Origin of the sequence: Pseudoalteromonas sp. MQS005 (genome assembly GCF_001661605.1) — a bacterium.
Classification (GTDB): Bacteria; Pseudomonadota; Gammaproteobacteria; order Enterobacterales; family Alteromonadaceae; genus Pseudoalteromonas; species Pseudoalteromonas tetraodonis.
This window is the reverse complement of sequence record NZ_LYRQ01000051.1, coordinates 1-23569: the sequence shown is the minus strand read 5'-3', so window position 1 is coordinate 23569 and position 23569 is coordinate 1. Positions and strand designations below refer to the sequence as shown.

General features: G+C 41.4%; 22 protein-coding genes. 13 read left to right on the top strand and 9 right to left on the bottom strand.

Annotated features, from left to right (window positions below):
• Positions 1 to 370: 370 nt before the first annotated feature.
• A complete protein-coding gene (gloA, locus tag A9479_RS15785) occupies positions 371 to 898 on the top strand; it encodes a lactoylglutathione lyase (protein WP_033103427.1) in 528 nt (175 codons plus the stop codon).
• Between the two features lie 73 nt (positions 899 to 971).
• On the opposite strand, the gene htpX is transcribed toward gloA, so the two are convergent.
• From htpX to bioB, 5 genes are all read right to left on the bottom strand, one after another.
• Complete coding sequence (gene htpX, locus A9479_RS15780) at positions 972 to 1835, bottom strand: protease HtpX (RefSeq protein WP_064663957.1); 864 nt, start codon at positions 1833 to 1835, stop codon at positions 972 to 974.
• A gap of 139 nt (positions 1836 to 1974) precedes the next feature.
• Positions 1975 to 2658 carry a dethiobiotin synthase gene (gene bioD, locus A9479_RS15775; protein WP_064663956.1) on the bottom strand — a complete coding sequence of 228 codons (684 nt, stop codon included), beginning with the start codon at positions 2656 to 2658 and terminating at the stop codon, positions 1975 to 1977.
• An 18-nt stretch (positions 2659 to 2676) separates the two neighbouring features.
• Entirely contained in the window at positions 2677 to 3495 is an 819-nt protein-coding gene (locus tag A9479_RS15770; RefSeq protein ID WP_064663955.1) for a methyltransferase domain-containing protein, read from the bottom strand.
• Positions 3492 to 4646 (bottom strand): 8-amino-7-oxononanoate synthase, encoded by a 1155-nt coding sequence (locus A9479_RS15765; RefSeq protein ID WP_033103423.1) that lies wholly within the window; start codon positions 4644 to 4646, stop codon positions 3492 to 3494. The genes A9479_RS15770 and A9479_RS15765 overlap by 4 nt, the downstream gene beginning before the upstream one ends.
• A 55-nt stretch (positions 4647 to 4701) precedes the next feature.
• Positions 4702 to 5742, bottom strand: coding sequence for a biotin synthase BioB (bioB, locus tag A9479_RS15760; RefSeq protein WP_064663954.1), 1041 nt, complete (start codon positions 5740 to 5742; stop codon positions 4702 to 4704).
• A gap of 95 nt (positions 5743 to 5837) precedes the next feature.
• Here bioB and bioA point away from each other — a divergent pair, with 95 nt between their 5' ends.
• From bioA to A9479_RS15730, 6 genes are all read left to right on the top strand, one after another.
• On the top strand, positions 5838 to 7139 hold the full coding sequence (gene bioA / locus A9479_RS15755) for an adenosylmethionine--8-amino-7-oxononanoate transaminase (protein WP_064663953.1): 1302 nt from the start codon (positions 5838 to 5840) through the stop codon (positions 7137 to 7139).
• 180 nt (positions 7140 to 7319) lie between these two features.
• Positions 7320 to 8132, top strand: a complete 813-nt coding sequence (locus tag A9479_RS15750; protein ID WP_013464977.1) for a hypothetical protein — start codon at positions 7320 to 7322, stop codon at positions 8130 to 8132.
• Complete coding sequence (locus tag A9479_RS15745; protein ID WP_033103420.1) at positions 8133 to 9179, top strand: extracellular solute-binding protein; 1047 nt, start codon at positions 8133 to 8135, stop codon at positions 9177 to 9179.
• A complete protein-coding gene (locus A9479_RS15740) occupies positions 9179 to 10678 on the top strand; it encodes an iron ABC transporter permease (RefSeq protein WP_013464979.1) in 1500 nt (499 codons plus the stop codon). The genes A9479_RS15745 and A9479_RS15740 overlap by 1 nt, the downstream gene beginning before the upstream one ends.
• 13 nt (positions 10679 to 10691) lie before the next feature.
• Positions 10692 to 11702, top strand: coding sequence for an ABC transporter ATP-binding protein (locus A9479_RS15735; protein ID WP_013464980.1), 1011 nt, complete (start codon positions 10692 to 10694; stop codon positions 11700 to 11702).
• 30 nt (positions 11703 to 11732) lie between these two features.
• Positions 11733 to 12362, top strand: a complete 630-nt coding sequence (locus A9479_RS15730) for a Vat family streptogramin A O-acetyltransferase (protein ID WP_064663952.1) — start codon at positions 11733 to 11735, stop codon at positions 12360 to 12362.
• A 3-nt stretch (positions 12363 to 12365) separates the two neighbouring features.
• Here A9479_RS15730 and A9479_RS15725 read toward each other — a convergent pair whose 3' ends face one another.
• Positions 12366 to 12800 carry an AAA family ATPase gene (locus A9479_RS15725; RefSeq protein ID WP_013464982.1) on the bottom strand — a complete coding sequence of 145 codons (435 nt, stop codon included), beginning with the start codon at positions 12798 to 12800 and terminating at the stop codon, positions 12366 to 12368.
• Between the two features lie 291 nt (positions 12801 to 13091).
• Here A9479_RS15725 and asnS point away from each other — a divergent pair, with 291 nt between their 5' ends.
• The gene (gene asnS / locus A9479_RS15720) at positions 13092 to 14489 is read left to right on the top strand and encodes an asparagine--tRNA ligase (RefSeq protein ID WP_013464983.1); all 1398 of its coding nucleotides are present in this window, start codon (positions 13092 to 13094) and stop codon (positions 14487 to 14489) included.
• Between the two features lie 57 nt (positions 14490 to 14546).
• On the opposite strand, the gene A9479_RS15715 is transcribed toward asnS, so the two are convergent.
• The 3 genes from A9479_RS15715 to A9479_RS15705 all read right to left on the bottom strand — a co-directional run bounded on the left by A9479_RS15715 (position 14547) and on the right by A9479_RS15705 (position 17490).
• Positions 14547 to 15626 carry an acyltransferase family protein gene (locus tag A9479_RS15715; RefSeq protein ID WP_064663951.1) on the bottom strand — a complete coding sequence of 360 codons (1080 nt, stop codon included), beginning with the start codon at positions 15624 to 15626 and terminating at the stop codon, positions 14547 to 14549.
• A 187-nt stretch (positions 15627 to 15813) separates the two neighbouring features.
• Complete coding sequence (locus A9479_RS15710; RefSeq protein ID WP_064663950.1) at positions 15814 to 16740, bottom strand: electron transfer flavoprotein subunit alpha/FixB family protein; 927 nt, start codon at positions 16738 to 16740, stop codon at positions 15814 to 15816.
• Positions 16741 to 17490 (bottom strand): electron transfer flavoprotein subunit beta/FixA family protein, encoded by a 750-nt coding sequence (locus A9479_RS15705; protein ID WP_064663949.1) that lies wholly within the window; start codon positions 17488 to 17490, stop codon positions 16741 to 16743. It abuts the gene before it with no gap.
• 219 nt (positions 17491 to 17709) lie between these two features.
• Here A9479_RS15705 and A9479_RS15700 point away from each other — a divergent pair, with 219 nt between their 5' ends.
• From A9479_RS15700 to A9479_RS15680, 5 genes are all read left to right on the top strand, one after another.
• Complete coding sequence (locus A9479_RS15700; protein ID WP_064663948.1) at positions 17710 to 19356, top strand: electron transfer flavoprotein-ubiquinone oxidoreductase; 1647 nt, start codon at positions 17710 to 17712, stop codon at positions 19354 to 19356.
• Positions 19357 to 19457: 101 nt separating this feature from the next.
• Complete coding sequence (locus tag A9479_RS15695) at positions 19458 to 19922, top strand: acyl-CoA thioesterase (RefSeq protein ID WP_024602547.1); 465 nt, start codon at positions 19458 to 19460, stop codon at positions 19920 to 19922.
• Between the two features lie 249 nt (positions 19923 to 20171).
• Positions 20172 to 20741, top strand: coding sequence for an outer membrane beta-barrel protein (locus A9479_RS15690; RefSeq protein WP_013464990.1), 570 nt, complete (start codon positions 20172 to 20174; stop codon positions 20739 to 20741).
• Positions 20742 to 20913: 172 nt separating this feature from the next.
• Positions 20914 to 21618, top strand: a complete 705-nt coding sequence (tsaA, locus tag A9479_RS15685; protein ID WP_064663947.1) for a tRNA (N6-threonylcarbamoyladenosine(37)-N6)-methyltransferase TrmO — start codon at positions 20914 to 20916, stop codon at positions 21616 to 21618.
• A 129-nt stretch (positions 21619 to 21747) separates the two neighbouring features.
• Entirely contained in the window at positions 21748 to 23472 is a 1725-nt protein-coding gene (locus tag A9479_RS15680) for a proline--tRNA ligase (RefSeq protein WP_033103411.1), read from the top strand.
• Positions 23473 to 23569 lie beyond the last annotated feature (97 nt).

Here is a 23569-nt window from a genome sequence, read left to right as displayed (position 1 = left end):
GGTAACTCATAACAATTTTGTCTAAGACATTTGTCGTTTTATAAACCGACAAATGTCCATATATTACATTGCATTTATCTTAGCCCTCAAATAAACACCTGTAAACAACTAGTTAACTTCGGCTCATACTTCATAAATGCACAAATACCCCAAAATGGGGGAGATCAGTAATATTGGACAAAATGCCATACACTGGATAAATATACAGCACCCATAAATATGCCATTTTTCGCTTATAAAACACTCAGCTCAATGCTTGGTAATTTAGCTCGATGGTTTTAATTTTTGCTGCTGTTGATTATGATGAGCGTATACCCTGCCTTTTTAAATCCATTAAGGTTTTTTCAGTCATTTCATTAAGGATTATCTCATGTCTAGCTATAACGAATCTCCAAGGCAAATTGCACAAGCCACTGAGGGCTATGTGATGCAGCAAACTATGTTGCGTATTAAAGATCCAAAACCGTCGCTGGCATTTTATGAAAACGTATTGGGCATGAAACTATTAGGAAAGTACGACTTTCCTGGTATGGAGTTTACTTTGTACTTTTTAGGCTATGAGCAAGATATGCCAAAAGGCGATAATAAAGAAAAAACCCAGTGGGTGTTTCGCCGCCCTGCGCTGATTGAACTTACCCATAACTGGGGTACTGAAAACGACGACAGCTTTAGCGGTTATCACAGTGGTAATGAAGAACCAAAAGGCTTTGGCCATATTGGTATTAGCGTGCCCGATGTATACGCTGCCTGTGAGCGCTTTGCTAAATACGATGTGGAGTTTGTAAAACAGCCAGACGGTGGCTCAATGAAGGGCCTTGCCTTTATTAAAGACCCAGACGGTTACTGGATTGAAATACTCTCGCCAGAGGGCATTACTGACATAATTCAATCGCAATAAAAACCATTAAACATAAAAAAGCCTGCAAATGCAGGCTTTTTGTTTACAAGTACTGTGAAAAACTTGAATTTTTTTAACGACGTAGTGCGTCTATACGTGCATCAAGCGGTGGGTGAGATGAAAACAACTCAGCCATGCCTTTACCACTGGCAATACCAAAGGCCATCATTGAGCCTTCTAATTGCGATGGGTGGTTTTGCTTTAATCGCTCAAGGGCTGAACGCATTTTGTCTGCGCCTACCAACTGAGCTGCGCCCCTATCGGCTGCAAATTCACGCTTACGGCTATAATGAGCAACCACTATGCTTGCCAGTACGCCAAATAATATTTGGAATAACATATCGAATAAGAAGTAAGTCCAGCTGCTGCCGCCCTCTTCTTCATCGCTATTGATAAAGTTGTCAACAATGCCAGCCAGTACTTTAGCGGCAAAAATAACAAAGGTATTAACCACACCCTGAATAAGCGTTAGCGTTACCATGTCGCCATTAGCCACATGCGATACTTCGTGCGCCAATACGGCTTCGGCTTGATCTTGGCTCATGTTATGTAATAAACCCGTACTTACCGCCACCAGCGAATTATTTTTACTCGGGCCGGTTGCAAACGCGTTCATTTCTGGGCTATCGTAAATAGCCACTTCTGGCATGTTAATACCGGCTTTTTTAGCTTGAGCAGCCACAGTGCTTACCAGCCATTGTTCGGTTTCGGTACGAGGTTGGGTGATCACTTGCGCACCGGTTGATTTTTTTGCGATCCATTTCGACATAAATAACGAAATAAACGATCCACCAAAACCAAATACAGTCGCAATTAGTAAAATTCCGCCAAGGCTACGATGGCTTAAGCCCAGCGCACTCATTATGATTGAAAGCACCACACCTAATACCAACATAACCGCGAGGTTAGTTAATAAAAACAAAAATACACGTTTCATACGAGTTCTCCAAAAATAACATTTATTGCTGAGCGATTTACTATGTTTGATCGGCTTTGAGCAATCACTGCGTTATGACACACTATGTCATAACGTCAGCGCTATTCTGTGACAAACTATGTCACAACACAAGGGTTATTTATGGATTTATCGATAATTTTTCAAGCAGGGTTTTATAAATTTGTAATTTAGGGGTTTGCTCTGTGTATGGGCTAATGGCAAGCAGTGGAAATGGTAAACGTGTTTTCAGTGAATCTAGGTTTGCTTGGTATTCATCCATAGTGGCATCAACTTGGTTTGCAATCCACCCTACACAATTAATCCCTAAGCTTTGCATGTGTGCAGCAGTGAGTAAAGCATGATTTATACAGCCTAGTTTCATCCCCACCACTAATATCACGGGTAGTTGCTCTGCTTTTACCCAGTCGTATAAATACTCGTTGTTATTAATAGGTAATGCCCAGCCGCCCGCGCCTTCTGTTAACAGGTAATCGGCACCTTGCTGCTTCACATTTTTATAAGCGGTACGTAGCTTTTCAACACTTAGGTTTACTCCTACTTGCTCTGCTGCAATGTGCGGAGCTATGGCGGGCTTAAAAGCAAACGGATTAATAATGTCGTATTTAGCGCTGACTGTGGCACTTTCCATTAGCATTAGCGCATCGGCGTTTACGAGCTGCTCAAACGCCATTTCACACCCAGAGGCAATCGGCTTAAAACCTATGGCGCGCTTTTTATGTTGCGCGAGTAACTTTAACAGCAAACTGGTTACATGAGTTTTACCGGCGTCGGTATCGGTACCGGTAATAAAAAACTGGTTCATGGCATGGCCTTATTATTTTTACTGGGCTTTTTCTAATGATAACAATACCACATGGTAAGATACATGGGCTTTATTGTTTGCAAGTGGATAGGCATCACAGACTTTTTTTAGTGCTGATTTAGTTAATAAACCAGGGCGACTTGTTGCATGATTTTGTGTGGTGGCACCAATGGCTTTAATCGATTTTATAGCGGCTAATGCACTGCTGTGTTGATCGGTATAGATGACTTTTTTTGATGCGTTGATCTTAAACCCGGCCTTTTCGACCGATTGGTTTATATTATTATGGCTTGCAAACTGATTAATATGATTATGTGAATCAAGCACTGTAAAGGCGGTTTTGATCTCGTTTAATGACCCTGCAACAACCGTACTAATATAGGCTTGCCCGCCTGGTTTTAATGCTTGGTAAAGCGAGTGCATTAAGGCTTCTAAATTAGCAGACCACTGCAGCGCAAAATTACTAAATAGCACGTCAATACTGTTAGCTTGCAGCGGTAAATTATCCATGTCGGCGCACAGTTTTGGGGTGTTTAAATCACTGCTTTTTAGCATGTTAAAACTTAAATCTATGGCAACAACTTGGCCAAATAATGCCCTTAAAGCCTGAGTATTAACAAGCGGCCCTGCGCCTAGGTCAACACAGAGCTTATTAGGGTTTGCACTAATGAGTTTAAATAAATCATTTGCCGCATGTTTTTGCACATTGGCATGCTGGCTGTAACTGTTTGCTGCTTTTGAAAAGTTATGCGCCGTGGTTTTTTTTAAAGCCTGAGTCGCTAAATACACTGTAGTGGGATTAAGTGGCTTAGTTTTAATTGCCTGCGGGCTTATCATGAAATAACCTTTTGTAAACCACCAACGAGTTGTTTTATATCGTCATGGGTGTGGGCTGCACTTAAGGTAATACGCAAACGCGAGGTATTGTGTAAAACAGTTGGCGGGCGAATAGCCGTTAGCCAAATGCCCTGCTGCTTTAGTTGCTCACTGGCTTTTAACGTTTGCTCGGCGCAACCTAAAACAATTGGTTGAATCGCGGTGTTAGAGTCCATTAGCGCAATGTGCTGCTCTTTAGCTAGGCGTTTAAACAGCGCAATATTAGCGTTTAATTTAGCTCGCTTGTCGTTGGCGTCTCTTATGCTTTTGATACGCGCCAAAGTATGAGAGGCAATAAACGGCGACATAGCGGTTGAGTAGGTATAATCACGATTAAACTGCAGCATGTAATCTATAAAATGCTGCGAACCTAATACGCACGCCCCACTACTAGCAACCGCTTTACCAAAGGTGATCACTAAAATATCGGGCAAGGTGTCGGCTGCAATTAAGGCTTCACAACTGCCTAGCCCCGATTTTCCTAAAGCACCAAAACCATGGGCATCGTCTATCATTAGCCAGGCGTTATGCTGCTTTGCTAAGGTAAATAGCGCTTTAATTGGCGCGGTATCACCATCCATGGAGAACACACCTTCAGACACAATGAGCTTATTGCGCGCTTTTGATTTTTCTAGCCGTGAGCGTAAATGGTTTATATCGTTATGGTTAAAGCGTATTAACGCGGCGTTGGCGTGTAATGCGCCATCAATTAAACTGGCGTGATTGAGTTTATCTTGAAAAATCGCACTGTGTTGCGCTGTCGCTTTATCTTGAAACAAGGCTTTTATCACACTGCTATTTGCGCTAAAGCCCGAATTAAACAACATGCCTGCTTCATAACCCAAAGCACTGCATAAAGCTTGCTCAAGCGCTTGCTGTGGCTGTTGATAACCCGTCACTAATGCTGAACTGTGGCTACCGAGTAATGGCGCACTGGTTAACTCCACCGGCGAATCGCCAAACCCTAAGTAATCGTTACTCGCAAAGTTAAGGTAGGTTTTATCATTAACCGTAATAGTGCGCGCCGTTGCGCTTTGCACTACATAGCGTTTACGCAATAGCTGTTGTGCTTTGCGTTCATCTAAATGAGTGTTTATAAATTCAAATGACATAAATGCTTTAACCTTCAACGCGATACTTTAAACCATTACCATAGTACTGAGCACTTTACGCTTCGTAAAATAATTCTGCGGTTGCTTTATCAGCCACTTGCGATGACAAAGACGCAGCAACGGCTTCATCTGAATAATCGTGGCGTGTTTCTGGGTTCATCCCGAGCTTTTTAATTAATTGCATGTCGGCATCGGCTTCTGGGTTTTCGGTAGTAAGAAGTTTATCACCATAAAATATAGAGTTTGCACCGGCAAAAAAGCACATTGACTGCATTTGCTCGTTCATAGCAGTGCGTCCTGCTGATAAACGTACGTAACTATTGGGCATCATAATACGTGCTGTGGCTATGGTACGAATAAACTCAAACTGATCTAAGTCATCAACGTTTTCAAGCGGTGTCCCTTTTACCTTTACTAGCATATTAATTGGCACGCTTTCGGGCTGCTGGGGTAAATTAGCCAACTGCATTAATAAGCCATAGCGGTCGCTTGCTTGCTCACCCATACCTACAATACCGCCGGAGCAGACTTTCATACCAGCGTCTCGCACATTACCAATGGTGTCTAAACGATCTTGGAATGTCCGAGTTGATATAATTTGCTCATAGTATTCAGGTGAAGTGTCGAGGTTGTGGTTATAGTAATCAAGGCCAGCATCACGCAGTGCATGGGCTTTTTCGTTATTTAACATGCCTAAAGTCATACAGGTTTCAAGGCCAAGGGCTTTTACTTCTTTTACCATTTGCGAAATGTATGGCATGTCTCTGTCTTTTGGATCTGACCATGCAGCCCCCATACAAAAACGGGTGGCGCCTTTTTGTTTTGCTAACCGCGCTTGCTCTACGACTTTTTCTACTTCTATTAGGCGCTCGCGTTCTAAATCAGTTTTGTAATGCCCTGATTGCGGGCAATATTTACAGTCTTCTGGGCAGGCACCGGTTTTAATAGATAACAACGTAGAAATTTGTACTTCGTTTGGATTAAAATTAGCGCGATGCACAGAGGCGGCTTTAAATAATAAATCGTTAAATGGCATTTCAAATAAGGCTTTCACCTCACTGTGGGTCCAATCGTGTCGAACTGTTGCAAGCTCCATAATACTCTCTTTTATTTTTTGCTCTTAGTGTTATTGGCTTAGAATACGTATTGCCGTACCATTGTCAACGAAACCCACTTAGCTAAAGTTTACATATGATTAATAAACAAACGATAGACCTTGATTTTGATCGTCAGCACATTTGGCACCCCTACACCTCAATGACTCAACCTATTCCGGTTTACCCCGTTACACATGCAAGTCACAACCTTATTCACTTAGAAACGGGCGAACAACTCATTGACGGTATGGCCTCATGGTGGAGTGCTATTCACGGCTATAACCATCCGGTTTTAAATGAAGCGATGCACGCCCAGATAGATAAAATGAGCCATGTAATGTTTGGTGGCATAACCCACCAGCCGGCAGTAGAGCTCTGTAAAAAGCTGGTAGCGATAACGCCAGAGGGATTAACAAAGGTGTTTTTAGCCGACAGTGGCTCAGTAAGTGTGGAAGTAGCGATAAAAATGGCGCTGCAATATTGGTTAAGCCAAGGGGTTACAACAAAACAAAAATTAATGACCCCGTTCAAAGGCTACCATGGCGACACGTTTGCAGCGATGAGTGTGTGCGATCCTATTAATTCTATGCATAGTTTGTACGCAGGTTTTTTGCCTGAGCATATTTTTGTGCCTGCCCCTATTAGCCAATTTAATAGTGCGTTTAATCAAGCCGAGGCCGATGAACTCGAAAGCTATTTTTTAAAGCACCACCAGCACGTTGCCGCCTTTATTATTGAACCCATAGTACAAAACGCAGGAGGAATGAACTTTTATCATCCTGATTATTTAGCCTGTGTGCGTAAGCTCTGCACTCAATACGATGTGCTGCTTATTTGCGATGAAATTGCCACCGGATTTGGCCGCACCGGCAAATTGTTTGCTGTAGAGCATGCCAATATAGAGCCCGATATACTGTGTATAGGTAAAGCGCTGACTGGTGGCGCAATGACCCTTTCAGCAACCATAACTAGCGACAAAATAGCCACAGGAATCAGCGAAGGAGAAGCTGGGGTTTTGATGCACGGGCCTACATTTATGGGAAATCCGCTGGCCTGCGCTGTTGCCTGCACCAGTATTGATTTATTACTAAGCCAAAACTGGCAACACCGTATCAGCGAAATAAATACTCAATTACAGCAGCTGCATAAATGCCAAGCGCTCAGCGCCGTGGCGAATGTACGTACTTTAGGAGCTATTGGCGTAGTAGAGCTTACAGAAGAGGCTGGTAGCATTGATGTCGCTAAAATTCAGGCTTATTTTGTATCTCAAGGAGTATGGATACGCCCCTTTGGTAAACTAATTTACCTAATGCCACCGTATATAAGTGACAAAAACAGTATTCGCGCTTTATGTGATGCTATTTATAACGCCATAAAAGGTAAACATTACGTATAGATAGGTTAACTATTATTAAGGGTTACGTTAAAATTTATGCAAATAATTAGTTTGCTGCCTATTCGCCCCAAAACATTGGTATTTTTAGCCCTGACCTGTCATTTAGTGTGTTGATCTGAGTGATCTTTAGGGATATGATAATGCCTATCATTTACAATAACATTTATGGACTCACTTGCTATGAAAATATTACTTAAGCCTGCCAAGACATTAAGTGCAAGTTTTTTACTCGCCTCTGCGATTTTTGCACAACCTGTATTTGCTAATGGCCCTATTGGTGAGCATGTTAATCACCTTCAAGCTAATTTAAAAACTTACAATGAAGACGTTGAATGGATGATCTCTAAAGTCGATACCATGGTAAGCGATTACGAGAAAAAAGGCGCAAAAGCAGTTAATAGTGATGATTTGGTTGAGTACTGGGAGTCAGTTAAATTCCACAGCGCAATAGAAACTAATTACGTGCCTGTCTATGCCTCTATTTGGCAAGGTTTGTATGGCATAAAAATGGCTATCGATAATAAAAAACCAGCGCTAGAAGTACGCAAACAACAACAAGCAATGAACAATGCCCTATGGCAAGGATTAGGCGCAGTTAAATTGGCGGCTAAGTTTCAACAAAAAGGGTTATTAGATAGCGTAAAAGCTACAGCAACCAAAGAAATGACGCAAAGCGCGACTATCGACGAAATTAAACATAAATTAGACCGAGTGGTCGCTAAATACGCAGAACGTTTAAGCGATGAAGCCACCAACATAGTGCACGACACTTACCTACATTTATTTGAAGGTGTTGAAGGTACACTAATTGAACAAGACGCGAAGTTAGTAGAAGTTCTAGAAAAAGACTTTAACGTAACACTTCCACAAGCAATTTCTAATAATAAAAGTGTTGATGAAGTTCGTGATGTGGTTGTTGATATGCAAACCAAACTAAGCCGCGCTCAAACGCTGATTGAAAAAGCAGAAAAAGCACGTAAGGATGTATTTTAAGTGAAACGCAGAACCTTTATTCAAGGCTTAGCTGCGTTAGGGGTAGCGGGTGCATTACCGCTATCGCTTTCACGCGCTTTTGCCGCTGATATTGCTATTGCAAACCCCGTGTCTGTTGATACATTGCCTAAATTAAAAGGTGCATTAACGCTTTATTTAGGCCGTGGTGAAGGTGGCTTATACGAAAACGTATTACAAGCCATTCAAAAAAAGAACCCTGATCTTGACCTTGCTATTCGTCGCGGCCCTACCGCAGCGCTTGCCAACACTATTGTTGCCGAAGCAAATGCAGGGGTTAAACGTGCCGACTTATTTTGGGCAGTCGACTCTGGGGCAATTGGTTTAGTTACCGATGCCGGCCTTGCCAAGCCCATGCCGAGTGATTTATCAGCGCAATTACAGCCACAATTTAGATACGATGAATGGGCACCTGTTACTGGTCGTATACGTACTTTGCCTTTTAATACTGAGCGTTTAACCAAAGAGCAAATTCCAACAAGCATTATGGAAATAGCCGACAGTGATTTAAGTATTGGTTGGGCGCCTGCTTATGCTTCTTTTCAATCGTTTATTACTGCTATGCGACTTTTAGAAGGTGATGATAAAACAGCTAAGTGGCTCAAAAAAGTTAAAAAACGTTCTAAAACCTATGCCGGTGAACTCGGTGTGGTAATGGGCGTTGAACGTGGTGAAGTAGACATTGGTTTTGCTAATCATTACTACACGCTGCGCTTAAAATCAGGTAAGCCAGATGCAAAACTTGATTTAGCCTTTACGCAGAATGATGCTGGCTGTTTAGTTAACGCTTCAGGTATTTTATCGTTATCTGAAGACCCACTGGCAATCAACTTTATGCGCTATTTACTTAGCATTGAAGTGCAAAGTTATTTAGCAAGCGAAGCCTATGAAATCCCACTGGTTAATGGCATTACTCAACCCGATGGATTGCCAAAGTTAACCAGTATTTCGCCACCTAAAATTGATTTAACCCAGTTGGCTGATTTACGCCCAACTATAGATTTAATGCGCAGCAGCGGCGTTTTATAATGCGAATACCTACATCTTACCCAATGGCGCTGCTTGCAGCGCTAGTGACCCTGACTCCTATTTTTGTTTTAATTACGCTTGCCTCTGACGCAAGCTCTTTTTTTGATAGCCATAATTTAACTATTTTAGGCAATACCCTGTCGTTAATGGGATTAACTGTATTAGGTTCAATTTTAATTGGTGTGCCCTTGGCATTCATTAGCGCCTATGTGCAGTTACCGTTTAAAAAGTTTTGGCTGGTGGTGTTTGCAGCCCCGCTTGCTATTCCCAGTTACATTGGCGCTTTTACGCTTTATGCTGCATTTGGTCCCGGCGGTGAAATAAACAACTTACTTGGTTTTGAAACCCCTTCTATGTATGGGTTAACGGGAGCCGCCATTGTCATGACCTTGTATACTTTTCCGTTTGTTATGATGACTACCCGTTCGTCTTTACTTAGTTTAGATGCCAGTATGGTCAATGCTGCTCGCACACTGGGTATGTCGATGACGCAAAGCGTATTTAAAGTTATTTTACCCCGCGTAATAAATGGCATTGCTGCAGGGTCATTATTGGTTGCGCTGTATACCTTATCTGACTTTGGTACTCCCGCAATGATGCGCTTAGATACGTTTACCCGTGTTATTTATGTGGAATACAATGCTTTTGCCTTAAGCCGTGCGGCTATGTTGTCACTGCAACTGATGGTGATTGTTGGCTTTTTATTAATGATTGAATCACAGATAAAAACCGCCTCAGAGCGTCAAGGTCGTTCGCTTATTTTATTCCCTAAAAAATGGCAACTAGGCGCTATGTTTGCCACCTTTGCGCCTATTTTATTACTCGCTATTGGCCTACCTTTAGCAGTATTTACTTTGTGGTTAGTGCGTGATGGTTTTAGCTCGTTTGATTTTAGTATTGCGTGGCATTCAACTTACGCTTCAGCCATTGCCGCTATTGTTACGGTTATTGTTGCCATTCCGGTTGCCCATGCGGCTTTAAGTGGTAAGGCTGGTAAAGTAATGGAACGTGTTACTTACTTTGGTTTTGGTATTCCGGGTATTGTTATGGGCACAGCGCTTGTGTACGGCGGCTTACAACTTCCCTTTTTATATCAAACGCTGGGCTTATTGATTATTGCTTATATGCTACGTTTTTTACCACTTGCGGTAGGTTCTGTGCGTACCAGCACCGAGCATCTTGACCCAAGCTTGGTAAAATCAGCGCGGGTATTAGGCGCAAGCCCGCGCGAAGCCTTTACGCGTATTACTTTACCCCTAACTATGCGTGGTATTATTGCAGGTGGCGCCTTGGTCTTTTTAGAGTCAATGCGTGAATTAGAAGCCACACTTTTATTAGGCCCCACCGGCTTTGAAACGCTATCTACCTACTTATGGCGTGTTTACGAAGCCGGTTATTTTGGCCGTGCTGCAATTCCTGGGTTATTGTTGGTGGTGATTTCTGCGGGTGCTTTAGCTATTATGATGTCTGGCGAAAAACGCAACCAGTTTGAACATTAAGGATTTATAAAAAATGCTATCTGTAAGTCAGTTGTCTATAGATTATGGCAGTAATCGTGTTGTTAGCGATTTAAATTTCACCTTAGGTGAAAGCGAAATATTAATGCTTGTTGGTCCAACAGGTTGCGGAAAAAGTACTATTTTACAAGCGTTAGCGGGGCTTTTACCAATTAGCGAGGGTGAAATTAAAGTGGCTAAATGGACAGCGACACCAAAGCATACTGTGGCGCCTGAAAAACGCAGCGTAGGTATGGTGTTTCAAGACTTTGCGTTGTTCCCTCATTTAACAGTTGAACAAAACGTATGTTTTAAACTTAAAGACACCAGCCCTGCCGAGCACTGGCTAAAACTTCTTGGTTTAGATGCATTTAGGCATAAAAAACCAGCCACACTGTCAGGCGGGCAAAAGCAACGCGTAGCATTAGCGCGTACCCTTGCCCACCAACCTGACTTTGTCTTACTTGATGAGCCGTTATCTAACCTTGATGCTGCCTTAAAAGATATGTTGCGTTGGGATATCCGCAACGCATTAAAAGAAGCTGGTGTACCGGCAATTTGGGTAACGCACGATCAAGAAGAAGCGCTTTCGGTGGGCGATCGTGTGGGTGTTTTAAAAGGCGGTAAAATACAACAAATTGACACCCCAGAGCAGTGTTTTAGCACCCCAAACAACCGCTTTGTGGCCCGCTTTTTAGGTGAAGCCAGCTTTATAAAAGGAACCCTAAATAACGGCCAAGCGCTTACCGATATTGGTAATGTACCTGCAAACGGCGTTGATTGTGACACTGGTGAGGTAGAAGTTTTACTTCGTCCAGATGATGTATTATTAGTACAAAGCAGTATTGGTAATAATGGTGAAGTAATTTGGGTACGCTTTGAAGGCGGTAGCCGTTTATGCGCGGTTAAACTTGCATGCGAAACCGTGGTAACTAGCCGAGTAAGCCATGAGGTGGTTGTACACCCAGGTGACAAGGTACATGTTTCGCTCAGTACATCTCACCCATTGGCGGCATTTAAAAGCTAGTAGCCTATTTATCTTACTTGAGAGGAAACCATGAACGGACCAAATCCAAACAATCCATCACCTATGGACGGTTTTCCTCAAGTAGGTTATTTAAAAAACTTTATTAAGTCACCTAATATAGAAGTGGGTGATTACACCTATTACGACGATCCTGATGGGCCTGAACATTTTGAAAAAAATGTGCTCTACCATTTCGATTTTATCGGAGACCGTCTCATCATAGGTAAGTTTTGCGCCATAGCTAAAGACGTTACTTTTATAATGAATGGGGCTAACCATCAAACCTCCGGCTTTTCTACTTATCCATTTTTTATATTTGGTAACGGTTTGGAAAAATCTGCACCTCAACAAGGTGATTTACCTTTCAAGGGCAATACTGAAATAGGTAATGATGTATGGATTGGTTACAACGCCACTATTATGCCGGGGGTAAAAATTGGCAGCGGCGCCGTCATAGCGAGTAAATCTGTGGTAACCAATGATGTACCTGCCTATAGCATTGTAGGCGGTAATCCTGCAAAAGTAATAAAAAAGCGTTTTAATGAAACAGCTATCAATCAACTTTTAGCGATTGCATGGTGGGATTGGAGCAGTGAAAAAATTACCGCTCATTTAGATGCCATTACCCACGCTGATATAGATGTATTAGCTAAAATTTAATATTTACCACTCAAACATGTAGGCCATTTTACTAATGGTTTTAAGCGGTATGTTATGGCTGTTGCGCTTGGCATATAAGTGCTGCATTGATTTGTCTTTTACTTCACCAACAATCACTTCTTTTACTTGATACCCTAAAGCTATCGCTGCTTGCGAATAGGCAATGAATTCCCATTTTTTAATGTTAGTGTTATCAACAATAACCAGTTCAATACCTTGTGCTAACGCGTTAATAAAACGTGCTAGGTTTAGGTTATGATATTGCGATAATTTAAACTTATCGAAATGATATTCACCCTGCTCGTTTACAAAGTAATCATCTGTTGAGCAAATAAAATAATTGCTTTCATCTGCGCCCGATAATTCGTCAGCGAGATTTTGCGCATAATATGACTTACCACTGCCTGGCAGTCCTCGTAAAATAAAAACTTGTTTCATAGCATCCATTTTTTATTAATGGTAAACGTTAATTCGGTTTGATTACTAATAATGCCACAAATTGATGAATTTTCAGAGTAACAAATGGTAATAGTAGCCATTTAACACTAAAAACTGGTTAAAAAAACCGCGCATGACTAAAAACTTTTAAAGAGTTGCCCACAACAGTTTTTTTATTTTACTTTACTAGGTATTATACAAGGTTCAAGTGCAGTGACCTTACATACATAAATGCATGAGTAACGCACAATTAATTTATATAGTTAGGCAACTTATATCATTGGAGTGAAGATGAGCCATTTAGCGATTTCAGAGCTATTAAAAGGCAATGTTGCGGTAGACAGCCAAGTAACCATTAAAGGCTGGATCCGTACACGCCGCGATTCAAAAGCAGGAATATCATTTTTAGCCGTTCATGACGGTTCGTGTTTTGATCCTATTCAAGCGGTAGTTCCTAATTCACTGAATAATTATGATGAAGTTACAAGCTTAACAGCAGGCTGTTCTGTATCGGTTACCGGTGTATTAGTACAATCAGCAGGACAAGGCCAATCTTTCGAAATTCAAGCTAACTCAGTGACTGTGTTAGGTTGGGTTGAAAATCCAGATACTTACCCAATGTCGGCTAAGCGCCACAGCATTGAGTATTTACGTGAGCACGCTCACCTTCGCCCGCGCACCAACATGATTGGCGCAGTAACGCGTGTACGTAACTGCTTAGCACAAGCGATTCATCGTTTTTACCATGAGCAAGGCTTTTACTGGATCAGTACACCAATCATCACAGCCAGTGACTGTGAAGGTGCGGGTGAAATGTTCCGCGTATCAACCCTTGATATGCAAAACCTGCCAATGACAGATAAAGGCGAAATTGATTACAGCGAAGACTTTTTTGGTAAAGAAGCATTCCTAACGGTATCTGGCCAGCTAAACGGTGAAACATATGCATCAGCTATGTCAAAAATTTACACCTTTGGTCCTACGTTCCGTGCAGAGAATTCAAATACATCTCGCCACTTAGCTGAATTTTGGATGGTAGAGCCAGAAGTTGCGTTTGCTGATTTAGAAGATATCGCAAAATTGGCTGAAAACATGCTTAAGTACGTGTTTAAAGCCGTACTTGAAGAACGCCGTGACGACATGGAGTTTTTTGCTCAACGTATCGAAAAAACAGCCATTAGCCGTTTAGAAGAATTTGTTGAAAAAGACTTCGCACAAGTTGATTACACAGACGCTGTAGAAATTCTAAAAGCATGTGGCAAGAAATTTGAGTACGCTGTTGAATGGGGTGTAGATTTACAGTCTGAGCACGAGCGTTACCTAGCAGAAGAACACTTTAAAGCACCGGTTGTTATTAAAAACTACCCGCGCGATATTAAAGCATTTTACATGCGTCAAAACGAAGACGGTAAAACCGTTGCGGCTATGGACGTAGTGGCACCTGGCATTGGTGAGATCATTGGTGGTTCACAACGTGAAGAGCGTCTTGATGTATTAGATGCACGCCTTGACGAAATGGGCTTAAACAAAGAAGACTACAGCTGGTACCGCGACCTACGTAAATACGGTAGCGTGCCACACTCTGGCTTTGGTTTAGGGTTTGAGCGCTTAGTTGCTTATGTTACCGGTATGGGTAACGTACGTGATGTAATTGCATTCCCTCGTACTAAAGGCAGCGCAACGTACTAAGCCACGCTTTGTAACGTTAAATAAAAAAACCAACCTACGGGTTGGTTTTTTATTGTCCTAAATCTTTATAAATATCTTTCGCTTATAAAGCATATTTGAAATTAACCAAAAGCCAATAACATGTAATAAAGCAAAGGTGAACGATGCCAATTTAGCACTCATAACTAAAGCGAGTTGCTCATACATCCAATCCCCCAAGTTTAGCTCGCCAATATTAACCAGTGAATAGCTCAGTACCCACACACCCGATAACACATAAATAAACAACGGATTCGAGCCATACACAATTAATGGATTAACAAGGCGTTCGGGTTTTACTATGTCGCAAAGCCACACAAAAAAGGCCAGTACAATACAGGCAATCCCTGAGGTGTAAATAACGAAGGTACTGGTCCAAAGCGATTTATTAATTGGCATAATCAGCGAGCCTAATTGCCCTAAAGCGATACCAACAACCCCAATGACCAACAAACGCTTAATACTTGTCCATTGACTGCTAGAGCTGGTAAGTAAACGGGTAACCTCAAAGCCAAATAAAACACTTACTACACTTGGTAAGGTGCTCAAAAGCCCTTCTGGATCAAACGCTAATCCTTTACCTTGCCACAAATGCGATTCACCTAATACCGTAATATCAACCGTTCTAACTAAGTTATTCTCTAGTGTATACGCATTATTAGGACCAACACTTAAAAGCAGTAACCAATATGCAATTAAAATAACAACCGATAAGCTGATCACCCCTCGCCTGTTGAGTAACAATACACAGATAGACGCTAAAATATAGGCAATGCCTATTCGCTGTAATACGCCCAGTATTCTTAAGTTTTCAATGCTCGTGGTAAAGGGATACATATTTAACGCTAAACCAATAGCAAAAATAATTGCTCCTCGTTTTATCAGCCGTAACACTTGGCTTGCATTAGCTGTGCTGTTGGTTTTTTTAAATGAAAAAAACATCGCAGAGCCAATAATAAACATGAAAAACGGAAAAATTACATCCGTTGGTGTACACCCATGCCAATCGGCATGAAGTAAAGGGGCATACACGTGGGACCACGAACCCGGTGTATTTACCAGTATCATTAATGCGATGGTTAACCCCCGCATAGCATCAAGCGCTTTATACCTTGTCATTTTGGCTCCTATTTAATAATTTGTATGACTACAAATGACAACGCTGTCACTTTGTTATAAAAAAAAGCCAAGCGCAAGTAATTTAGATAAGTGGCGTTATTGAATTAAAAAAGCCGCAGAATCAAGAATGAAACGGCGGCTTTAAATCAGAATATTTAACTTTATATAATGCTGTGGTTATTAAACTTTATAAAGCTTGTTCAAGTTCAGGTAATACATCAAATAAATCAGCAACTAAACCGTAATCAGCCACTTGGAAAATAGGCGCATCTGGGTCTTTATTTATGGCCACAATAATTTTTGAGTCTTTCATGCCTGCTAAATGCTGAATGGCACCACTAATACCCACGGCTATGTATAAATTAGGCGCTACAATTTTACCTGTTTGGCCTACTTGCATATCGTTAGGGACAAAGCCTGCATCAACCGCTGCACGTGAAGCGCCAATTGCAGCTCCCAGTTTATCGGCAATACCATTAAGTAGCGCAAAGTTTTCACCATTTTGCATGCCTCGACCACCTGAAATAACCACATCAGCTGCAGTGAGCTCTGGGCGTTCAGATTCGGTTTGCTCAACACTAACAAAGCTACTTAACTGTGAATCAGAGACCGTATCTAAGGTTGTGACATTAGCTGGCGCTTGTTCGCCTTGTAAATCAAAGCTACTTGCACGCACTGTGATCACTTTTTTACTATCGAGCGATTTAACCGTTGCTATGGCATTTCCCGCATAGATTGGGCGTTTAAACGTGTCTGCGTCAATAACATCAATAATTTCTGAAATTTGTGCAACATCTAATAATGCGGCAACACGCGGCATAAAGTTTTTACCTGTCGTTGTGGCACTTGCCACGATATGGCTGTAACTGTCAGCTAGTGATAACACTAAATCTGTCATGCTTTCAGCAAGTTGATGCTCGTACACCGCGTTATCTGCAAGTAATACATTTGTAACACCCTCAATGCTCGCAAGTGACTCACTCATGGCACCTAAGTTTATACCGGCTAACAATACATCGACATCAAAGCCTAATTTTTTAGCGGCGTTAATGGTTTTTGAGGTTTCTGGTTTTAAGGCACCGTTATCGTGCTCTGCAATTACAAGAGTTTTCATTTAAATCACCTTTGCCTCTGTTTTAAGTTTTTCTACAAGCTGTGCAACGTCTTCAACAATAATGCCGCCGCTGCGTTTTGTTGGTTCTTCTACACGAACGACTTCAATACGCGGTGTTAAATCGACACCTAACGAATCAGCCGCAATAACTTCTAGCGGTTTACGTTTAGCTTTCATAATATTAGGTAGCGACGCATAACGAGGCTCGTTTAAACGTAAATCGGTGGTTACAATCGCTGGTAAATTAAGTGCAACAGTTTGCAAACCGCCATCAACTTCGCGGGTTACATTCACTTTGCCATTTTCAATAACCACTTTTGAAGCAAATGTACCTTGGCCGCGATTAGTTAATGCAGCGAGCATTTGGCCCGTTTGATTATTATCAGAATCGATAGATTGCTTGCCTAAAATAACGAGCTCAGGAGATTCTTGCTCAACCACTTTCGCAAGTAACTTTGCAATATGGAGAGATTCTAGGTTTTGCTCGGTTTCAAAATGAATCGCTTTATCAGCGCCAAGGGCAAGTGCTGTGCGTAATTGCTCTTGTGATGCTTTAGCGCCAATAGTCACAACAACCACTTCGCTTGCAGTACCCGCTTCTTTTAAACGAATCGCTTCTTCTACCGCAATTTCACAAAATGGGTTCATTGCCATTTTTACGTTTGTTAAATCAACACCGCTGTTATCAGGTTTAACGCGAGCTTTTACGTTGTAATCAATCACTCTTTTTATTGGTACGAGAACTTTCATAGGGACTCCATAATTATTTAAACCTATAAGCTAACGTATACGTCAACCTATTTATTTTATGAAATCAGACTACTTCCTGTTGACGTAAACGTCAACCTAAAATAACCTTAAACTATTCACAACCTGTAACGTTTAATTTGCATCACAAAATAACAGGTTGCTTAGCTTACTTTTTGCCTACAGGGCAAAAGTGAGTCCGTCATAGAAAAAGAGGTTATTATGATTGAACGCGAAACCATGGAATTTGATGTTATTGTTGTAGGGGCAGGCCCTGCTGGGCTTTCAACAGCAATTAAACTCGCGCAGCAAGCACAAGAAAAACAACAAGAGTGCATGATTTGTGTGGTTGAAAAAGGCTCTGAAGTGGGCGCGCATGTATTATCGGGTGCTGTTTTTGAAACCAAAGCATTGGAGGAGCTACTGCCAAACTGGCAAGAATTGGGCGCGCCTGTTACGACTAAAGTCCAAAGCGATGAAATTTATTGGTTTAATAACGAACAAAAAGCAACCTCTATTCCTCATTTTGCAACCCCTAACACATTTCATAATAACGGTAACTACATTGTTTCTATGGGGAATGTATGTCGTTGGCTTGCTGAGCAAGCAGAAAACTTGGGCGTTGAAATATTTCCAGGCTTTAGTGCTCATTCAGTCATTATTGAAGATGATGTTGTTAAAGGCATTATTACCGGTGATATGGGGCTGGATAAAAACGGCGACGAAAAAGACGGTTACATGCCGGGTATGGAGTTACGTGCTAAATACACGGTATTTGCTGAGGGCTGTCGCGGCCATTTAGGTAAGCAACTGATTAATCAATTTGCATTAGACGATGAATGCTCGCCACAGCATTACGGTTTAGGCTTTAAAGAAATTTGGCAAGTGGATGAATCTAAACATCAGCTTGGTAAAGTAGTTCACGGAACCGGTTGGCCATTGAGTGGCGATACTGGCGGTGGTGCTTTTATGTATCATAGCGAAAACAACCAAGTGGTGGTTGGTTTAATTGTTGATTTAAATTATTCAAATCCACATTTAAGCCCATTTGATGAGTTTCAGCGCTTAAAACACCACCCGGTATTTAAAAACACCCTTGAAGGGGGTGAGCGTATTGCTTATGGTGCGCGCGCCATTGCCAAAGGCGGTTTACACTCTTTGCCTAAAATGCATTTCCCGGGTGGCTTGTTAGTGGGCTGTGATGCAGGCACGCTTAATTTTGCAAAAATTAAAGGTAATCATACGGCTATGAAGTCAGGCATGATAGCCGCTGAGGTCATTTTTAATGCGCTACAAAACGATTTAGCTAACACGGATTTAACCCAGTACACCGCTGAGTTTAAAAAGTCATGGGCGTATAAAGAGCTGTATCAATCTCGTAACTTTGGCCCTGCAATGCATACATTAGGTAAATTTGCAGGCGGTGCATACAACACCCTTGATCAAAACATATTTAAGGGTGCCCTACCGTTTAGTTTTAAAGATAACGTACCCGATCACGCCACTTTAAAAGACGCTGATCAAGCTGAAAAAATTGCCTATCCAAAGCCTGATGGCAAACTCAGCTTTGATAAGCTTTCTTCGGTATTTTTATCAAATACTAATCATGAAGAATCGCAGCCGTGTCATTTAAAACTCAAAGATGCATCAATTCCGATTAAGGTAAATTTAGTCAAATTTGATGAACCTGCACAGCGATACTGCCCTGCCGGCGTTTATGAAGTACAAGAAGTCGAAGGCGAGCAAGCCTTTGTGATCAATGCACAAAACTGTGTGCATTGTAAAACCTGTGATATTAAAGATCCGAGCCAAAATATCACCTGGGTCACCCCTGAAGGTGCTGGCGGTCCTAACTACCCCAATATGTAACAACCTTTCTAAAGAAATTATAAACTTATCCTAAATTGCAGGGGCTTCGGCCCCTTTTTTGCGCTATGCTGTTAAGTAATATGAATAAATGAGAGTGTGTTATGGCGTCGTCGAGTGTAATTTTTCGTTTTTTAGCAGAGCCTACCGATGTAAATTTTGGTGGTAAGGTGCATGGTGGTGTGGTCATGAAGTGGATTGACCAAGCAGGCTATGCCTGTGCTGCAGGTTGGAGCGGTCATTACTGCGTAACCGTATCGGTTGCGGGCGTTAAGTTTAGCCGTCCTATTTTGGTTGGCCAAATTGTTGAAGTGGAAGCCAAAATTGCACACACCGGTAAAACCAGTATGCAAATTTTCATACAAGTACGCTGTGGCGACCCTAAAACCCAAAACTTAGTTGAAACTAATCATTGTGTAATAAGTTTTGTTGCTATGGATGAGACGGGTTACCCTGTTGCCGTTCCTGAATTCACATCTGTTACTGACGAAGATAAAAAGCTAGAAAATTACGCCATTAAAATGAAACAAATAGCGATAGAAACAGAAAACTTACTTTATCAAGTCTAATTCGGTACCTTTTGCAGGTATGTATAAACTACAACAAGCTGTAAATTCTACAATTTTTATTTTTTAAAAATTAACAGTACGCTTAACAGTTGAATGTTTTGCGTACTAAAACCACCAAAAAAGTTCAATAAACATACTTCAAGGGCAAATATTAAACAAAAAAATTATTGGCATGTTCACTGCAATAAGTAAATCGACGTTTGATGAATCTATCGAACATTAGATATTATTTTTTAAAGGAGCTATACAATGATTAAAACACTTTCTCTTTCTGCACTTGCTTTAGCAACACTGGGTTTTAATTCAGCAGCACAGGCTGATGTTACCGACATGGACTCTCCACGTATTTATACGGGTATCGGTTACGGCCAATACTCATTTCAATTTGAAGATAGCGAAAACGACACCGATTTCGATGACGACGCGCAAATGTTAAAAGGTTATATCGGTACTCAATTTAATGAACATTTAAGTCTTGAGCTTGCCTATCAAAATTTTGATGAAGTGAGTGACATAGACAGTAAAGCAGAAATTGATGGGGTATCACTGGCAGCGCGTTTTGCAGCGCCAATCACTGAAGATTTTTCTGTTTATGCAAAAGGCGGTTGGTTTGAATGGGATGCTGATTTAACTCAAGAACTACCAGTAGGCAGCGTTAGCGTATCACAAGACGGTGGTGACGTATTTTATGGTGCAGGTATTGAATATGCTTTCACAACCAATATGCAAGTGCGTTTAGAGTATGAGCGTTACGAATTAGATGATGATATTGATCCAGAAATGGACGTTGCGTCAGTATCTTTCCAATATATGTTTTAATAACAACTCAATAGTTGCAATGTAAGGGTAAGGCTAGGTTTAGCCTTGCCCTTTTTTATTCCACATTTAAACCAATCAGTCTAAACTCTCTTTATGCTGATTATATTAAGCTAATGCCACCAATGGTAATTACAGGTAGAATACCCCCCTATTTTATTTGTTAGCGAGCATCATGAGCGATTATCAGATTTCGGCTATTGGCCATATTCAATCACCGTATAAACAAAAGTTTGCCATTCCTAGACAACCTCGATTAGTGCCAGAAGCAAAAGCTAAACTTATTTTTGCTCCAGATTTTAATCGTGAAGAATTTGTTCGTGGTTTAGATGAATTTAGCCATATTTGGCTATTATTTCGTTTTCATGAAACCGCAGATAAAGGCTATTCAGCAATGGTGCGCCCGCCGCGCCTTGGTGGCAATGAGCGTAAAGGCGTTTTTGCCACACGCGCTACATTCAGACCTAACGCTATAGGGATGAGTGCTGTTAAGTTAGAGGGAATTGAATACAAAAATGGGCAGTTAGCGTTATTGCTCGCCGGTATAGATTTACTTGATGGCACACCCATTGTAGATATAAAACCTTATTTGCCCTATTCAGACTCATTACCCGATGCCAGTGCAGGCTTTGCCGACACGCGCCCAGAAACTCACATGAGTGTTGAATTTAGTAAGCAAGCTTTGGAATTTATAAATAAACAAAGCCACTATCCTGAGCTACAAGCGTTTATCAGCAATGTGCTAAAACAAGATCCTCGCCCAGCGTATAAAAAGCAAAAACAAGGCATGCAAAGTTATGGTATGAATTTGTATGAATACAACATTACCTGGCAAGTGACTGACTCTCATCATCTGGTTACTCATATAGAGCCCAGTTAAACTAACTTTAAAACCCTGCTATGGCTATAAAATGCGATAAAAAATCACTTAGCGCTTTAGTGTCAATGCATCCGCTGGTAAACTGAGCGCCTTAATTAAAAGAACATATTACTCTATTTCGGAAAAAACATGCGTACTAGTCAATATATACTCGCTACACTTAAAGAAACGCCATCAGATGCGGAAATTGTATCGCATCAATTAATGCTTAGAGCCGGAATGATCCGTCGCGTCGCTTCGGGTTTATACACTTGGCTACCCTCTGGTTTACGTGTGCTTAGAAAAGTAGAAAACATTGTACGCGAAGAAATGGATAAAGCAGGCGCAATTGAAATGCTCATGCCAGTAATTCAACCGGCTGACTTATGGGAAGAATCGGGCCGCTGGAGTGAGTTTGGTCCAGAGCTTATGCGCTTTACCGATCGTCACAATCGTGAATTTGCTATGGGTCCTACCCATGAAGAAGTGATCACCGATTTTGTCCGCAAAGAAATTAACAGCTACAAGCAACTGCCTATTACTTTGTACCAAGTACAAACTAAAGTACGTGACGAACGTCGTCCGCGCTTTGGTGTTATGCGTGCTCGTGAGTTTACTATGAAAGATGCCTACTCATTCCATTTAACCGATGAATGTTTAGATGCAACTTATCAAGTTATGCACAAAGCCTACTGTAATATTTTTGAACGTTTAGGCCTTGATTTCCGCCCTGTTATTGCTGATACCGGCTCTATAGGCGGTAGTGTATCGCATGAGTTTCACGTACTTGCTGAATCTGGCGAAGACGCTATTGCCTTTAGTGATGCCAGTGACTACGCCGCTAATATTGAAAAAGCTGAAGCGCTAGCGCCAACTGAATCACGCCCTGAAGCAAGCAAAGAGCTAAAAGCATTCCCAACGCCTGATGCTAAAACAATTAATGAGCTGAAAAAACACTATGGTGTAAAACCACATCGCGGTGTTAAAACACTGATTGTTTATGGCGCCCCTGATGAAGACGGAAAACGTGGCTTAGTTGCACTAGTACTGCGTGGCGATCACGAGCTTAATGAACTTAAAGCTGAAAAACACCCACTGGTTGCTGCACCATTAGAAATGGCAACCGAGGCAGATATTGTGGCTGCCATTGGCGCAAAACCGGGTTCATTAGGCCCTGTTGGCTTAAACATGCCAATTATTGTTGATAGAACCGCGAATGTAATGGCTGATTTTGTAGCTGGTGCCAACAAAGACGATGAGCACTTTAGTGGTATTAACTGGGACCGCGACGTAACAGACTACGAAGTTGCTGATATCCGTAATATTGTTGAGGGCGATCCTAGCCCGTGTGGTCAAGGCACGTTGCAAATTAAGCGCGGTATTGAAGTTGGTCATATTTTCCAACTAGGTACTAAGTACTCAGAAGCAATGAAAGCAGGTGTATTAAGCGAATCGGGTAAAAACCAAACAATGACTATGGGTTGTTATGGTATTGGTGTATCGCGTGTTGTTGCTGCAGCTATTGAGCAAAATAACGACCAATACGGTATTACCTGGCCTAAAGCCATCGCCCCTTTCGATTTAGCAATTGTGCCAATGAATATGCATAAATCGCATCGTATCCCTGATATTGCTAATAATCTATATCAAGGTTTGAAAGATGCAGGTTTAGATGTGCTATTTGATGACCGTAAAGAGCGCCCTGGTGTTATGTTTAACGACATGGAATTACTCGGTGTACCTTACACGCTTGTAATTGGTGAGCGTAACCTTGATGAAAACAAGGTAGAACTTAAAAACCGCCGCACTGGTGAAAAGCTAATGATAGATATTGATAGCGCGATTGAAACAATCAAAAATCAATTTAATGCATAAGCTTAAAATTAATTAAAAAACCGCTGTATGATTTTTTCATACAGCGGTTTTTTATTAATTCCTGTAAGCCAAGCTCGATTTTTTAAGTACTCATTTC

Excerpts from the sequence above, each read along its gene's own strand:
- A9479_RS15750 (WP_013464977.1), top strand. The coding sequence starts at position 7,320 with ATGAAAATATTACTTAAGCCTGCCAAGACATTAAGTGCAAGTTTTTTA.
- A9479_RS15730 (WP_064663952.1), top strand. The coding sequence starts at position 11,733 with ATGAACGGACCAAATCCAAACAATCCATCACCTATGGACGGTTTTCCT.
- bioB (WP_064663954.1), bottom strand. The coding sequence starts at position 5,742 with ATGGAGCTTGCAACAGTTCGACACGATTGGACCCACAGTGAGGTGAAA.
- A9479_RS15690 (WP_013464990.1), top strand. The coding sequence starts at position 20,172 with ATGATTAAAACACTTTCTCTTTCTGCACTTGCTTTAGCAACACTGGGT.
- bioA (WP_064663953.1), top strand. The coding sequence starts at position 5,838 with ATGATTAATAAACAAACGATAGACCTTGATTTTGATCGTCAGCACATT.
- gloA (WP_033103427.1), top strand. The coding sequence starts at position 371 with ATGTCTAGCTATAACGAATCTCCAAGGCAAATTGCACAAGCCACTGAG.
- A9479_RS15695 (WP_024602547.1), top strand. The coding sequence starts at position 19,458 with ATGGCGTCGTCGAGTGTAATTTTTCGTTTTTTAGCAGAGCCTACCGAT.
- A9479_RS15740 (WP_013464979.1), top strand. The coding sequence starts at position 9,179 with ATGCGAATACCTACATCTTACCCAATGGCGCTGCTTGCAGCGCTAGTG.
- A9479_RS15770 (WP_064663955.1), bottom strand. The coding sequence starts at position 3,495 with ATGATAAGCCCGCAGGCAATTAAAACTAAGCCACTTAATCCCACTACA.
- A9479_RS15710 (WP_064663950.1), bottom strand. The coding sequence starts at position 16,740 with ATGAAAACTCTTGTAATTGCAGAGCACGATAACGGTGCCTTAAAACCA.
- A9479_RS15765 (WP_033103423.1), bottom strand. The coding sequence starts at position 4,646 with ATGTCATTTGAATTTATAAACACTCATTTAGATGAACGCAAAGCACAA.
- A9479_RS15715 (WP_064663951.1), bottom strand. The coding sequence starts at position 15,626 with ATGACAAGGTATAAAGCGCTTGATGCTATGCGGGGGTTAACCATCGCA.
- A9479_RS15705 (WP_064663949.1), bottom strand. The coding sequence starts at position 17,490 with ATGAAAGTTCTCGTACCAATAAAAAGAGTGATTGATTACAACGTAAAA.
- tsaA (WP_064663947.1), top strand. The coding sequence starts at position 20,914 with ATGAGCGATTATCAGATTTCGGCTATTGGCCATATTCAATCACCGTAT.
- bioD (WP_064663956.1), bottom strand. The coding sequence starts at position 2,658 with ATGAACCAGTTTTTTATTACCGGTACCGATACCGACGCCGGTAAAACT.
- htpX (WP_064663957.1), bottom strand. The coding sequence starts at position 1,835 with ATGAAACGTGTATTTTTGTTTTTATTAACTAACCTCGCGGTTATGTTG.
- A9479_RS15735 (WP_013464980.1), top strand. The coding sequence starts at position 10,692 with ATGCTATCTGTAAGTCAGTTGTCTATAGATTATGGCAGTAATCGTGTT.
- asnS (WP_013464983.1), top strand. The coding sequence starts at position 13,092 with ATGAGCCATTTAGCGATTTCAGAGCTATTAAAAGGCAATGTTGCGGTA.
- A9479_RS15700 (WP_064663948.1), top strand. The coding sequence starts at position 17,710 with ATGATTGAACGCGAAACCATGGAATTTGATGTTATTGTTGTAGGGGCA.
- A9479_RS15725 (WP_013464982.1), bottom strand. The coding sequence starts at position 12,800 with ATGAAACAAGTTTTTATTTTACGAGGACTGCCAGGCAGTGGTAAGTCA.
- A9479_RS15680 (WP_033103411.1), top strand. The coding sequence starts at position 21,748 with ATGCGTACTAGTCAATATATACTCGCTACACTTAAAGAAACGCCATCA.